Genomic DNA, 14,273 nt, shown 5'->3' with positions numbered 1-14,273 from the left:
TTTTTCTTTTCTTAGTAGTAATGATCGAATTCTTTGCACAAACTTAAGGAAATAAGCATTTCTTTTTGGCTTTTAAAGGCTATGGAGTACTATAAGGCTAAGCCAAAAAGGAGGCAAATATGAAAAAGTCATTACTTGTTTTAACCGAAGCAACGCTTTTATCATTAGCATGTATTGGTACTGGACAAATGATCAATGTCGATCCTGTCCAAGCTGCTGTAACAAAAGGCCAGAGCGCAAAATTGGCGCGCAATGCTTATGTTTATAATAGCAAGGGGAAACGCATCAAATTTCCGACTTTAGAAAAAGGGGAAGATTTGATGATTATTGCTACTAAGAAAATTAATGGTAAAAAGTATGCCGCAATCGGTAAAAATCAATATGTAAAGGCTAGCAACTTTGAAAAAGAAGCTCCTAAAGCTGGTTCAACAGTGAGATTAACTCACAATGCATATGTTTATAATGCAAAAGGAAAACGTGTTGGCAAAACAGTTTTGAAGAAAGGCAAAAATGTTAACTTTGTTGATATCGTAACGATTAATGGAAAACGATATTCTCAGATTGGCAAAAATAAATTTATTAAAAATAGCAATGTTTCAGATATTGTAACAACGGTAGCCGATTAAAGTTGAATATGAAATAAAAGCATCCCAAGAGGGATGCTTTTTAACTTGCTAATAATTTTCACTAGTTAAGCGGACAACGTCGCGGGCAATCATTAATTCTTCGTTGGTAGGAATGATCAAGGCTTTCACCTTTGACTTCGGCTTAGAAATAAATTTTTCACCATCAGTTCTGTTAGCCTTAAAGTCAGGATCAAGTCCTAAGTATCTGAGCGAGGACATAATTCCAGCACGAATACCTGGATCATGTTCACCGATTCCGCCTGTGAAGACAATTCCATCTATACCATTCATTTCTGCGGCATAGGCACCAACATAGCGAACAACACGGTTAATAAAAATCTTGCGTGCCAATTTGGCATGCTTATCTTTGCTTTCTATTAAATCACGCATATCAGATGAAACTCCAGAAATACCGAGGACACCAGATTCGTTATTTAACATGTCGATCGCTTCATCAATATTCATACCGGTTTTATGCATTAAAAACTGCAAAGCAGATGGATCAATATCACCACTTCTTGTTCCCATCGTTACGCCCGCAAGCGGACTAAAACCCATTGAAGTATCATATGATTTACCATTTTTAACCGCAGTAACAGAGGCTCCAGAACCCAAATGACAAACAATCAAACGGGCAATGTTGATGTTTTTGTGCATGAATTTGGCCGCACGTGGAGCAACATATCTGACAGAAGTACCATGAGCACCGTATTTACGGATAGAGTTGTCTTTGTAATATTTATAAGGGATGGAATAAAGATAATGTATCTTATCAAGTGTTTGATGGTAGGAAGTATCAAAGACAGCTATTTGAGGCACGTTGGGAATGATCTTTTTGAATGCTTGGATTCCTTTGGCTTCGGGGATGTTGTGTAAAGGTGCTAACTCTCCGAGATCAAATAGTTTGTCTAGATTTTCATCATCTATAATGACTGAGTTAGGGAAAATCTCACCGCCGTTAACAACTCTGTGGCCAACTCCAGCGATTTCGTGTAAGTTATTTACAACATGATATTGTTTAAGATTGTCAATAAGCATGCTGACGGCAACTTCTTGAGTAGGGATGGCTTTGTTTTTAATATATTCGTTGCCGTTGGCAAGCTTAATTTTAAAAACAGAGTTCTGCATCCCAATTCTTTCGGCACCGCCTTTGGCAAGAACAGTTTCGCTTGGGAAAGAAAATAGTTTGTACTTAAATGATGAACTACCTGAATTAATTGCTAAAATTTTTTTCATAGTTTCATGGCCCTTTCCTAATATCCTTACTTATAATGATAGCGCTTGCAAATGGATTTACAAAGCAATATTTTGTAAATTTTTAGTTAAAAATACTAGCAGGAGTGTAATGATAAAGCTTTCATTAATTTCCTTGTTTTTTAATGATTTAAATATCAATTAAGTATATTATTTCATTAACTTATATCTTTAGAAAAGGACGTGAGCCCTATGAATAAAAAAATTATTAAATTACATCAAAATGATCCAGAATTAAACTGGGAAGAAGATCAACTTACCCAAGAATTAATTGATATTTTAAGTCAATTAGACGATGATCGCAGGACCGAGATTTTAGACGATAGAGTCGCGTATGCGGATAGTTCGAAAATTAAAAATATTGATGATTATCGAGATTAAGCATTAGCTAATAATATCTATAAAAAAATATTATAATTAATATGTTTATTTTTTCGTATAAGGTGATAAAATAAAAGAGGAGAGCCGGTAAGACTCTCCTATAACATTCAACTTCCACTTATTATCATTTTCTCATTAACAGTGGAACCTAATTTTTTATATCACTTTTTCTTATTTGAGCCGCTCATTTCTTAATATGAGCGACTTTTTGTTTTTCTATATGCGCAAAACATAGTATGCTGTTAAAAAATAAATATGATATAACAAAGGAAAATAAAGATTATCAAATTAAGGCTGTTGCGGCTGATACTATTGAAGATGTAATTAAGAAAGATAAGCCGGATTGCATTCTTCTTGGACCACAAATCCAATATATGTTGAGCAACATAAAACCTTTTGCTGAAGAAAATAATATCCCCCTCGAAGTAATTAATATGCAAGATTATGGCATGATGAATGGTCCTGCGGTTTTAAAGCAAGCTGAAAGTTTAATGCAATAGAATGTAAAGTGAATAAAAGCATCCCAACTCGGTTTGAGTTAGGGATGTCTTTTTGTTTCCTTCAATTTAATGAACAACGGGGATGTTAGTTCTTACGCTATTTGAATTTTTATCGGCGCTGTTGATTGGCGGTGTTATTTATTACTTATTAAATAACGATATATGCAGCTTTTAATGAGAAATAATTTGCTTATACAAAAGGGCTATCTTTGATTAAAAATAACAAAAATGATTGTTGCACGCTTTACGAAGTGTGTTATATTATAAGTGAACAGAGATTGAGATAAAAAAGTGGATAGAATCGAGATTTTAGAAATGTTATCAAGAAATAATCAAAACATAAGATTACGTAGAGAAAATGAACATAACAGATTTAGTATCAGAAAGTTAAGTGTAGGTGCGGCATCAGTTTTAATCGGTTGCGTATTTTATTTGAACAGTGGCAATGTTGTTCAAGCTGCGAATACTGATTCTACAACCCCAAATGCTCAAAGTACGGAAATTAAAAAAGGAGCCAATGACTCAGCAGACACTGAAACTGTAAAGCAAAAAGCTTCTAATTCTGCAACTCAAAATGTTGGTAAAGATCAAGAAAAATCTTCTGCTTTAACCCCAGATCAAGAAGAGGGCAAAAAAGAAGCAGAACAAGATAAAGCTGAATTAAAGCAACATGGAGAAGAAGTTGCTAAGCAAAAGGTTGAGCAAGAAAAGCAAGAAGCAGCAAAGCCAAAAGGTGATAATCAAGCCGTTAAGGATATTGAAAACCAACTCAAGAATAATCCTGACTTTGATTATTCTGATGCTGACGAAGACCCAGATCAATTAAATAATGCAAGACTTATGCCACAACTTGCAATTCAAGGTGAAGTTCCAAGTCTTGATGCAAAAGCAATTTGGAATGCTGATATGCAACACACCATAGGAGATATGGGAATTGATATTCAAATAGACGATCCTTCATCTTACAAACTTTCATGGGTAAAAGCTCCAGATGTTTCTAAGCTTGGTGAAAGCACAGGAATTGCCAAAGTTGAATATGCGTCTGATTACGATGAGGACAATAATCCGATTTATAGATCATTTAACGTTACTCTTCCAGTTGACGTAGTTGCTGGTCAAAAGAAAAAAGATGGTCAAGTAAGAATCACTGTAAATGTTGTCGATGCAAATACTCATAAAATTATTGATTATTACACTTGGGTTGGTAAAAAAGGTGGAAATGAGCCGGGTGAGGACAATGTTAACCCTGCATTAGGAGATGGCACTAATCTTATTAATAATAATATTTCCGCTTTAGGTTTTAAATCAGCTAATGAAGAAAATCTTGGCAATATAGACTATGATATTGATTACTTCTTAGATCATGATATTACTAGAGCAATTGAAGTAGTTCCTGTTTCTACAAAGGATGGCAAGCCTGATGTAGTGCTTGATGATCCATATAGAAACAATCTTAGTATAGATGGCTATAGCTACAAGGTGATCCTTATATCTACATTAGTGATCCTGCACACCAAGACCCTGCAGAATATTTGTATGGTTTAGGTTATCTTGACCCAAGCGATACAGTCGAATGGGGTGAAAAACCTACTTATAAAGATACGCTTAATGATGGTTACTTTGTAGAAGGTGAAATTACTAATGAGCCAACTATTGTAATTAAGGACAAAGATGGAAAAATCATTAAAACATTTAGTGGAGATCTCTTAAAATCCACGTTATTGTACAATTACAATATAATCTATGGTGGCGGAGAAAAGGAATCAAATGCAACTGTGAAGGGTAAAGTTACGATTGAAGAAGGTGGAAAGTTACCTGATGCAATCAATGCTATTACCACTTTGCCAACTGATGATCAGTATCACCGAGATGGTAAGGATGTTCAACAAAAATTAAAAAAATACTTTAATGTAACTTGGCAATTAGCTCCTGATGTTAATAGGGTAGGTTATCAAATTGGATATATTAAATTATCTCCTAAAGATGACTCTTTAGAAGATAGTGCGGATTATAATAAAGATTTCCCCGGTGGTTTCTATTATGGAAATCCTTATGGTGTCTTAGTCCAAGTTGTGCCAAAGAAACAAGCTCCAACTCAACCAACGAGTCCGGTTCAACCAACAAATCCAAAACCAACCCAACCAACTAGTGTACAACCAACGAGTCCGGTTCAACCAACGAATTCAAAACCAACCCAACCAACAAACAATCCTGAAAAATCAGATCCAACGCCTCAGCCAACCAATAGTAATCCTGTAGATCCAACCCCAGTACAGCCTACAGCCCCAACTCAGCCAACTGTTCCAAGCACTCCTGCTCAACCAACAGATCAAGTTGCAACTGTAACTCCAACTATTGGTTCTAAGGATAAAAATAACAACGTCAAGCCACTTGCTAACAAGATGGATAATCTTAAGCATACTAAAGAAAATTCATCAAGAAAAGGCGTGGTTACTGGTCCTACTGTAACCAATGTTGCTAAAGAAAAACCATCAAGAAAAGGTATATCTGCTGGTCCTGCTGTAACCAACGTTGCTCACCGTATTATAAACAATAACGCTAATATTTCTAAGAAGAGCGTTCACGCTGAAAATGAATTACCACAAACAGGAGAAAAAGCACATAATGTTAACAAGTTAGCACTTATTGGCTTAGCCATTACTTCATTTGCAACTTTGCTTGGTTTGATTGGTGATCGCAAAAGAAATTAAAAAGTAAATATAACTCAAAAAGCATCCCTTGAACTCGTTTTGAGTCACGGGACGCTTTTTCATTATTTAAACCGTATTTATGTCATAATTTTGTTCATTATAATAATTAACTACCCCAGAATTTATTCTGAGGTAGTTGACTGAAGTAGAGAATTTAGTAATTGTGACCCAAGGTGAGGAAGACATTATTAAGAAAAATGATAAAATTATTCGTATAGTACCAATTTATAAATTTTTGTTAGAGGAATAAAAATGACAAAGTATGTATTAGCTCCAGATTCATTTAAAGAAAGCATGACTGCTAAAGAAGTTTGCGAAGCAATGAGCAGAGGAATTAAAAAAGCCGATCCTGATGCCGAAATTATCAGCGTGCCCATGGCCGATGGTGGCGAAGGAACGGTTGATTCATTAGTTGACGCGACTCATGGTAAAAAGATTCGTGTCGAAGTGACAGGACCTTTAGGTGACAAAGTTGAATCTGAATACGGAATTTTAGGCGATGGTCGAACCGCCATTATCGAAATGGCTAAGGCCAGCGGTCTAGAGATGGTCTCAGCTGCGAAGCGCAATCCATGGATTACGACAACTTTTGGTACAGGAGAATTGGTTAAAGACGCGATTGATCATGGTGCGAAGAAAATCATCGTTGGTTTGGGCGGAAGCAGTACGAACGATGGCGGAGCCGGAATGGCGCAAGCTTTAGGCGCGCATTTGCTTGATGAAAATAATCAAGAATTGCCATTGGGCGGTGGTGCTTTAAAGAATTTAGCTAAAATCGATATTAGTGATCTTGATCCACGTTTGGATGATGTGAAAATCATTTTAGCTAGTGACGTTACCAACATTAACTGGGGAAGAAGGCGCCTCATTTGTTTTTGGCCCCCAAAAGGGTGCAAATAAAGAAATGGTGCAAGAATTAGATAATAATTTGCATCATTACGCGGATATTATTAATCGCGATTTGCAGCGTGATATTAAAAATCAAGCAGGCGCAGGAGCTGCTGGCGGTCTTGGTGCTGGCTTTATGGCTTTCACAAATTATGAAATGCATAAAGGCATAGAAATTGCGATTAAAGTTACCAATTTGGAAAGCAAGATCAAAGATGCCGATTATGTTTTCACTGGCGAAGGTGGCACGGACTTCCAAACCAAATTTGGAAAGACTCCATTTGGCGTAGCACAACTTGGTAAAAAGTATCATAAACCCGTAATTTCTTTAGCTGGATACCTTGGTAAAGGAATCGATACGCTTTATGAATGTGGATTCACCGCTATTTTTGGCATCTTGCCAGGTGCATGCGATTTACAGACGGCATTGAAAGATGGTCCGCAAAACTTAGAACGAACTATGGAAAATATTGTTAGATTGTTGAAGAATTAAGAAGGCACATATTATGGCAAAAATCACTTTTAAACCAGCTGCTTTAGATTATTTAAAGCGCCGTGAAGTTTTAGGACATCCCCTTTTATTGATTGTTGATGATGGTGGCGGTAAGTACTCAATTCATGGCGGAGCCTGCAGTATTGGCGCAAGTTTTTCAATTATTAAATTAGATAAGCCGGATAAAGATTATCCTGAAGTCTTGCAAAACGATGAAGGAGTAGAAATCTATACTTCTAAATATGACTTGGCTATTTTAGAAGATGATTTGGTTTTAGACTATGTAAATGCCGGCTTGCAATTGAAAAATGCCAGTCAGCTTCTTGATGGTGCAGTCAATATTGGCGACGGTCCAGCGTTGCTCAAGGCTAATCACAATGTGAAGCAAGGAGAAGTTCGAAACTGTTAATTAGCTCTATTAACATTGGGTGGAAGAAGTTGAATATATATGAAAATTTTAGTAACGGGCTTTGATCCTTTTGATGGTGAAAAAATTAATCCAGCAATTGAGGCGGTTAAAAGATTACCAGATACTATTAAGAATGCAGAAATTATCAAGCTTGAAATTCCCACGGTTTTTAATAAATGCGCGGAAATTGTTGAAAAGAAAATTGCGGAAGAAAAGCCGGATTATGTTTTAAATATAGGTCAAGCAGGCGGAAGAGCTGCTATAACGCCAGAGAGGGTCGCAATTAACATTAATGATGGCCGGATACCAGATAATGATGGTTATCAGCCGTTAGGCGAGGCAATTCGTGAAAATGGCGATGTTGCTTACTTTACTCAGTTGCCTATTAGAGCAGAGGTAAAGGCGGTTAGGGATGCAGGCTTGCCCGCGGAAATTTCCAATACCGCAGGGACTTATGTCTGCAATCATATTTTTTATCAGGTTCAGTATATGAGAGTTAAGAAGTTCCCTAACATCAAGGCAGGCTTTATCCATATTCCGTTCTTACCTGAGCAAATTGTGAATCGTCCGAACATGCCATCGATGTCGTTAACAGATATTGTGCGTGGATTAACAGTTGCGATAACTGCAATCGTTGAACGTGACGGCGAAGGCGATATTATTGCTGTAGAAGGTAAGACTCATTAATCTTCATAAGAGGCATTCGTCCAGTAGGATGAATGCCTTTATTGTTTAATTTTTACAAAAGTCTATGCGATCCGCATCATATAAGTAAAAAATAAATGTACAATATAATCAGATAAATAAAAACGGTTACATTAACATGCAGGTGATAAAAATGAAAAAGAGTTTATTTGGAATCATTTATATGTCTTCCTATAAAATCCAGCTTGATATTATTGACTTACGAGATTTTTCAATTATTGAAAAAATGGACTCTCCTTCTTTTGTGCAAGCAGAAAGTAAAAGTGAAGTTTTCGAAAAAGATATGTCTAAAATCTGTATGGCAATCGATGGCTTTAAGCAAAAGTTGGCAGAATACCAAATTACAAATTATAAATTCTATGGCAATCAGCAATTAATTGATGAATTGTCAGCCAGTTTTATTGCTGATCAAATTAAGGTAAGAACGGGTCTTGAAATTCACTGGCTTAATAGCGGGCAAATTGTTTACGCAAAGGTATTGAGTGGAATTAAAAGCTTGCAAAAAGTTCAACAAACTAGACTTAAAAAGATGCCAACATATTTGTTAAGTTTAGGTTCCGCGATGATTAATCTTTCATTGTTTGAAAATGATAAGTTTGTGTCAACTTGGAGCTTGCCGCTTGGACCACGCGAAATTCAAGAAATTAGTCAGATTACCAATGAAACGCCTAATAATCCTATCGACGTAATGAATGATTATATTGGCGCCAGAATTGATCACTTGGCTAGACAAATTGAAGCAAGCCCTAATTCTGCTTTAGTGATTCAACATGGGGATGCATTAAATAGTTGCTATTTGCATGAAAATGGTTCGGCAACGAGAATTACTAAAGATGATTATTCCAATTTTTATCAACAGACTATTGAAATGCCAATTGATACTTTAATTCAAAATTATGATTTGGAACCCGCTGTTGCAGAGCATACATTGCCAAACGCGGTAGCCGTTCGTGAGTTTATTCGTTTGTTAAATCCAAAGGAAATTTATATCACGGATATGTCGGTTATTACTGGCTTGCTAATTCAGGAAAAATCACATCAACATTCTTTAAAAGATAAAGATGGTGATGATATCATTATGACTTTCGCGCAAAACATGGCTGACCGTTATTTAGTAGACCAAGATCATGCGGAAGCCGTAAAAAAGTTCGCATTACACATTTTTGATCGTTTGCGCAATGTTCATCTTTTATCAGAAAAAGCACGTCAATTGCTTGCTTTGGCCGCGACCGTGGATGATGTTGGAAGCTTTGTTAACCAAGTTTATCGCTATGAACAATCGGCTGAAATTCTAGAAGCTAATAAGTTAATTGGACTTTCAGATCGTGAAAATGAAATTGTGAGTGAAATCTGCCGTTATCAAACAACTAACGATAGTCCGGAGACTCCTGATATTGGTGGTCATCATTATCGCCATCTTGATCCGCAGATTCAACTTGAAGTTGCTAAGCTTTCCGCAATTTTACGCATTGCTACGGCATTAGATGCTTCTCACAAGCAAAAAATCAAGAAAATTGTTGTTTCATTAAAGAAAGATAATCAGTTGATTATTCGTGCAAAAACAAATTCTGACATTACTTTGGAACGATGGTCTTTTAATAAGCGCACCCAATTATTTGAAGATGTTTTTGGAATTAAAGTTAGTTTGAAACAAGAAGGTATGAACAGACGATGAGTAAAGAATATTTAAACAATGAAAAGAAGGAAACAAAGCCGTTTAGAAAAACAGAATATTTTAAAAATCGTGAATTAAGCTGGATGGATTTTAATGACCGCGTTTTAGAGGAAGCACGTAATAAAGATAATCCTTTGCTTGAGCGGATTAACTTCTTAGGTATTACGCAAAGCAACGTTGATGAATTTTTCATGGTTCGTGTGGCTTCGCTTCATAAATTAATTGCGGCCGATATTAAAACTACTGATGCTTCTGGCATGACAGCTAAGCAACAGTTGAATGCGATTAATAAAAAGGAGCATTTGGCCGTTGAAAAACGTTATTCAACATATTTGCGTTCTCTTTTGCCTCTTCTTGAAAAAAATAATATTTACGTCAAAGAAGTTAGTGATTTAAATGAACGCCAATATGAATTTATTAGACGCTACTTTGATGATGAGCTTTATCCGGTTTTAACGCCGATGGGTGATGATGCCAACCGGCCATTTCCATTTATTGCTAATGATTCTTTGAATATTGCCGTCCGGTTAAAAGATGAGAAAGAAAAAGAGCATGATTACGCGACTGTCCGTGTACCTAACATTTTCAAACGGTTAGTAAAGTTGCCGGATTCCGATAATAGCTTTATTTTGTTGGAAAATATAATTAAAGAATTTATTGGCAAGTTGTTTGATGGTTATGAAGTAAAAGAATCGGCCTGCTTTAGAGTCACTAGAGATATGGACCTTGATGTTGCTGAACGTGATACATCTGACTTTTTACGCAGTGTTCAGAAACAATTAAAAGATCGTGAACATGGTAAGGTTGTCCGTCTTGAAATTGAAAAGACCATGAGCGATAAGCTTCGTCACCGTTTGTTTAAAAAGCTTTCGGTAGATAGCGACGCAGTGTATGAAATTTCCGGCCCTATTGATTTGACCTTCTTAAAGAAACTGTCGGGGGCTGTAAAAGATCATGATGATTTGCGCTATCCATCATTTAAAGGCTACGTCGATCCAGATTTGGAATTATCTAGCGATATCTTTGGCAATATTCGCAAGCATGATTATTTGGTTCAACATCCCTATGATTCTTTTGATACAGTTTTAAACTTTATTAAAAAAGCAGCCCATGATGATAAAGTATTAGCCATTAAAATGACCTTGTATCGTGTATCAGGCAATTCACCAATTATTAAGTATTTGGGTGAAGCTGCTCAAGCTGGTAAGCAAGTTACAGTTTTAGTTGAAGTTAAGGCCCGTTTTGATGAACAAAATAATGTTCACTGGGCGCGTACATTGGAACAAATGGGCTGCCACGTGATTTATGGTTTAAAGGGACTTAAGACTCATACCAAGATCACCTTGGTAATTCGACGCGATGAAGATGGTATTCGCCGTTATTTGCATTTAGGAACAGGAAACTATAATGATGTAACTGCGCATTTTTATACGGACATGGGTTTATTTACTTCTGCTAGAGAGCTTGGCGTTGATGCCACGAATTTGTTTAACATGCTTTCTGGTTATTCAAGACCACCATACTTTAGACAGTTGCGGATTTCACCAAAGTACATCCGTGAGTTCATTAATCAAAAAATCGATAATGAAATTGAAATAGCTAAGGCCGGACGGCATGCCGAAATTCATATGAAGATGAATTCATTATCTGATCCAGAGATTATTGCTAAGCTTTATGAAGCTTCTCATGCTGGCGTTAAGATTCATTTGATTATCCGTGGTATTTGCTGCTTAAGAACTGATATTCCAGGCATTAGTGACAATATTGAAGTTCATTCGCTTGTTGGCCGGCTTTTGGAACATAGTAGAATTTATTATTTCTATAATGATGGTAATGATGAAATTTACCTATCAAGTGCCGATATGATGAAACGGAATTTAAATCGTCGTGTCGAAACATTGTTCCCAGTTTTGCAGCCTGACTTAAAGCAACGAGTAATCTCAATTTATAATGAAATGTGGCAAGACAACGTTAAGGCAAGAATTTTGCATGATGATATTTATTCAACGATTGATCGCCGAGGTAAAGAGGCGGTTAACTCACAAGAATACTTTATTCATGAAGCAGAAAAGAAAAATCAGGAACTTAAGGAATTGCGGAAAAAGCAGGCAAGGAATTCTGATACCTTTGAAGTAATGCGCCGTGAAGATGAAGATCTGACGCTTGAGGAACATAATGATGAATAAAAGTTTTGCATTAAAAAAGTTTAAAATAGATAAGTTGCGCTTGAAGGCCAGCAAAAATGATTTAATTTCAGCTGGTGAAAAGCAAGCGGATGAAATCTCAGTTAGTGACTTAGGAACATACAAGCCTGTTAAACGTGATATTGTCCAAATGGTGAAGGCCGAAGAAGATAATATGATTCCGGAGTTATTGCCGATGCGTCATGAACGAATGATGAAAAATGCTTTTACATTCTTTCGTGGTACGGCTGGTGTGATGGAATATGATCTGCATCATGGAATGCAAAGTGATATTCCCGTAATGATCTGTGGGGACGCCCATTTAAATAATTTTGGCTTTTTTGCTTCACCTGAAAGGCAATTGCTGTTTGGATTAAATGATTTTGATGAAACAGGAGTCGGTCATTGGGAAAGTGATCTAAAGCGTCTATTGGTTAGCGTGCAACTAATTGGCGAATTAAATGGTTATGATGAAGATGAAAGCAATAAAATTTTGTCTAAAACTGCCAAAGCATATGAAGATGGTATCAACTATGCTAATGATTTGAGCTTAACGGATCGTTTTTATCTTTCTTATAATATTGATGATTTGCTTAAGTATGTTAGCGATGATGACCAAATGGTTAAGGTCTTAAAGAAGATATCTGATCGTGCTCTAAAAAATAATTCTGATAAGGTCGTCAAAAAATTTACTACTGAAGAAGATGGCAAGATTGTTTTTATAGAAAATCCACCACGCGCTCGCCGCGTCCCTAAAGAAACCTATGATGATTTATTAAAAGCATTTGATGAATATCGTGAAAATGTGTCTACCGATATTCAAGTGTTTTTAAGCAATTTCAAGGTTAGCGATATTATTCGTTATAGTGTAGGCGTCGGAAGTTTTGGAACGCGGTGTTACTTGGCACTTCTTACAGGAAAAGACGACAGTCATTTAGTTTTGCAAATTAAAGAAGCATTGCCGTCAAAATATGATTTGATTAATCTTTCATCTGATGAAGCAATAAAGCAAGGTTACGAAGAGGGGCGTAGAGTTATTGCCGGTCAAAGCATCTTGCAGACATTTTATGATCCGTTCTTAGGTTATACTAAGACGGCCAGTCGAAGTTATTATGTGCGTCAATTCAGAGATATGAAGGATTCGATTGACGCAACTAAATTAGATAAGGAAAGCTTTGCGGCTTATTCAACCTTGTGTGCCTTTATTTTGGCAGTAGCCCATTATCAGAGTCCGACGGCCCCTATGATTTATGGTTATTTGAATAAGAGTAAGAAGTTTTCTAAAAATATGGCAATTTGGGCCGAAGATTATAGTAAACAAGTTCACCAGGATTTTGATGATTTTGCCAAATATTTGCGTGGTGAATAACAAAAGCGAGTCTAGCAGTAGCTTAGATTCGTTTTTTCGTGCATTTTGTGGGAAGATAATAAAAAAGAATGAACCGAGGGGATGAAAGAATGACCAATTTAGTTGTAATTGATTTAGGTTCAAATTCAGCGCGAATGAAAATTTTTTCAATTGATAAATACGGCAGCTATACGGTTGAGGGCGAATATCGCGAATACGTTCGTTTGTCAGAAAATATGGGTAAAGATAGAATTCTGCAAGATGAGCCCATGAAGCGGACTGTTAAGGCATTAAAGGACTTTAAAGAAATATACTCGCAATATGACGATGTTGTGATTCATAATGTGGCTACCGCGGCCGTGCGCCAAGCTAAAAATCGAAAAGAATTTTTAGATATGGTAAAGAAAGAAGTAGGCTTGTCACTCAATGTGATTACTGGCGAAGTTGAAGCCTATCTCGATTATTTAGGCGTAGTCAACACTTTGCCGGTGAGAAACGGAATTATTATGGATACTGGTGGTGCTTCGACAGAGCTTATTTGGGTTCAAAATGGTGAATGCCGTCAAAGAGTGAGCCTTCCAATTGGCGCTGTTTTGTTGTCCCAGAATTTTGATCTAACTGATGAAATTAGTGCTAGCAGATTATATGAGGCAATGAATGCCGCGGGGAAAACTATTTCAACAGTTCGCTGGTTGGGTGAGGTACATAATTTGCCAGTTATTGCTTTGGGTGGAAGCAATCGTACAATTGCTAAGATTCATCGGCGTGAATTAAGCAGTGAGATTGATGATTTGCCGGATATTCATGGGATGCACCTTTCACCTCAATATATCTTTGATTTAGTGACTAAGCTAATTTCAATAAATAAAGAAGAGAGAATGCGAATTCCGGGTTTGGCTAAAAATAGGGCTGATGTTATTGTAGGCGGTTTGATTCCTATGAGTTTGATATTGCGTAACTTGCAGGTTAGCGAAGTTGTCTTTTCAAATCACGGCTTGCGCGATGGTCTTCTTTATGAATATTTGCAAAGTCATAAGAATGATTAAAACGTATAAAGCGTACGGTTATTTTTGAGAATAAGAAAAAAGGAACTAGATTAT

Annotated in this window: 12 protein-coding genes and 1 pseudogene; 12 read left to right on the top strand and 1 reads right to left on the bottom strand. The window is 36.5% G+C overall.

The annotated features are described in order from the left end of the window. The first annotated feature begins 119 nt into the window (after positions 1–119). Positions 120–626, top strand: a complete 507-nt coding sequence (locus tag JCM6256_RS08020; RefSeq protein WP_025081207.1) for an SLAP domain-containing protein — start codon at positions 120–122, stop codon at positions 624–626. A 48-nt stretch (positions 627–674) separates the two neighbouring features. On the opposite strand, the gene JCM6256_RS08015 is transcribed toward JCM6256_RS08020, so the two are convergent. After that, positions 675–1,862, bottom strand: coding sequence for an acetate/propionate family kinase (locus tag JCM6256_RS08015; protein ID WP_025081206.1), 1,188 nt, complete (start codon positions 1,860–1,862; stop codon positions 675–677). Between the two features lie 210 nt (positions 1,863–2,072). Here JCM6256_RS08015 and JCM6256_RS08010 point away from each other — a divergent pair, with 210 nt between their 5' ends. The 11 genes and pseudogenes from JCM6256_RS08010 (at position 2,073) to JCM6256_RS07960 (ending at position 14,219) form a co-directional block, all read left to right on the top strand. Then, complete coding sequence (locus tag JCM6256_RS08010; protein ID WP_025081205.1) at positions 2,073–2,261, top strand: hypothetical protein; 189 nt, start codon at positions 2,073–2,075, stop codon at positions 2,259–2,261. 236 nt (positions 2,262–2,497) lie between these two features. Continuing rightward, on the top strand, positions 2,498–2,761 hold the full coding sequence (locus JCM6256_RS08005) for a PTS sugar transporter subunit IIB (RefSeq protein WP_025081204.1): 264 nt from the start codon (positions 2,498–2,500) through the stop codon (positions 2,759–2,761). 291 nt (positions 2,762–3,052) lie between these two features. Beyond that, positions 3,053–4,306, top strand: coding sequence for a YSIRK-type signal peptide-containing protein (locus JCM6256_RS08000; protein WP_025081203.1), 1,254 nt, complete (start codon positions 3,053–3,055; stop codon positions 4,304–4,306). Next, entirely contained in the window at positions 4,294–5,472 is a 1,179-nt protein-coding gene (locus JCM6256_RS10415; RefSeq protein ID WP_025081202.1) for an LPXTG cell wall anchor domain-containing protein, read from the top strand. Before JCM6256_RS08000 ends, JCM6256_RS10415 begins: the two co-directional genes overlap by 13 nt. A gap of 252 nt (positions 5,473–5,724) precedes the next feature. Then, positions 5,725–6,853 (top strand): annotated as a pseudogene (locus JCM6256_RS10135) (glycerate kinase family protein). Positions 6,854–6,866: 13 nt separating this feature from the next. Further along, positions 6,867–7,262: an iron-sulfur cluster biosynthesis family protein gene (locus JCM6256_RS07985; RefSeq protein ID WP_025081201.1), complete on the top strand. Its 396-nt coding sequence runs from the start codon at positions 6,867–6,869 to the stop codon at positions 7,260–7,262. Positions 7,263–7,301: 39 nt separating this feature from the next. Next, on the top strand, positions 7,302–7,949 hold the full coding sequence (pcp, locus tag JCM6256_RS07980; protein ID WP_025081200.1) for a pyroglutamyl-peptidase I: 648 nt from the start codon (positions 7,302–7,304) through the stop codon (positions 7,947–7,949). A gap of 151 nt (positions 7,950–8,100) precedes the next feature. Continuing rightward, complete coding sequence (locus JCM6256_RS07975) at positions 8,101–9,642, top strand: hypothetical protein (protein ID WP_025081199.1); 1,542 nt, start codon at positions 8,101–8,103, stop codon at positions 9,640–9,642. After that, positions 9,639–11,828 carry an RNA degradosome polyphosphate kinase gene (locus JCM6256_RS07970; protein ID WP_025081198.1) on the top strand — a complete coding sequence of 730 codons (2,190 nt, stop codon included), beginning with the start codon at positions 9,639–9,641 and terminating at the stop codon, positions 11,826–11,828. Before JCM6256_RS07975 ends, JCM6256_RS07970 begins: the two co-directional genes overlap by 4 nt. Further along, on the top strand, positions 11,821–13,194 hold the full coding sequence (locus JCM6256_RS07965) for a DUF2252 domain-containing protein (RefSeq protein WP_035438498.1): 1,374 nt from the start codon (positions 11,821–11,823) through the stop codon (positions 13,192–13,194). Before JCM6256_RS07970 ends, JCM6256_RS07965 begins: the two co-directional genes overlap by 8 nt. Positions 13,195–13,283: 89 nt before the next feature. Further along, entirely contained in the window at positions 13,284–14,219 is a 936-nt protein-coding gene (locus JCM6256_RS07960; RefSeq protein WP_025081196.1) for a Ppx/GppA family phosphatase, read from the top strand. Positions 14,220–14,273 lie beyond the last annotated feature (54 nt).

It is taken from the genome of Lactobacillus hamsteri DSM 5661 = JCM 6256 (assembly GCF_000615445.1).
GTDB classification, from domain to species: domain Bacteria; phylum Bacillota; class Bacilli; order Lactobacillales; family Lactobacillaceae; genus Lactobacillus; species Lactobacillus hamsteri.
Note: the sequence above shows the minus strand (reverse complement) of the source record. Positions and strands in the feature narration are given on the sequence as shown.

Excerpts from the sequence above, each read along its gene's own strand:
- JCM6256_RS08010 (WP_025081205.1), top strand. The coding sequence starts at position 2,073 with ATGAATAAAAAAATTATTAAATTACATCAAAATGATCCAGAATTAAAC.
- JCM6256_RS07960 (WP_025081196.1), top strand. The coding sequence starts at position 13,284 with ATGACCAATTTAGTTGTAATTGATTTAGGTTCAAATTCAGCGCGAATG.
- JCM6256_RS08020 (WP_025081207.1), top strand. The coding sequence starts at position 120 with ATGAAAAAGTCATTACTTGTTTTAACCGAAGCAACGCTTTTATCATTA.
- JCM6256_RS07985 (WP_025081201.1), top strand. The coding sequence starts at position 6,867 with ATGGCAAAAATCACTTTTAAACCAGCTGCTTTAGATTATTTAAAGCGC.
- JCM6256_RS08005 (WP_025081204.1), top strand. The coding sequence starts at position 2,498 with ATGCTGTTAAAAAATAAATATGATATAACAAAGGAAAATAAAGATTAT.
- JCM6256_RS07965 (WP_035438498.1), top strand. The coding sequence starts at position 11,821 with ATGAATAAAAGTTTTGCATTAAAAAAGTTTAAAATAGATAAGTTGCGC.
- pcp (WP_025081200.1), top strand. The coding sequence starts at position 7,302 with ATGAAAATTTTAGTAACGGGCTTTGATCCTTTTGATGGTGAAAAAATT.
- JCM6256_RS08015 (WP_025081206.1), bottom strand. The coding sequence starts at position 1,862 with ATGAAAAAAATTTTAGCAATTAATTCAGGTAGTTCATCATTTAAGTAC.
- JCM6256_RS07975 (WP_025081199.1), top strand. The coding sequence starts at position 8,101 with ATGAAAAAGAGTTTATTTGGAATCATTTATATGTCTTCCTATAAAATC.
- JCM6256_RS07970 (WP_025081198.1), top strand. The coding sequence starts at position 9,639 with ATGAGTAAAGAATATTTAAACAATGAAAAGAAGGAAACAAAGCCGTTT.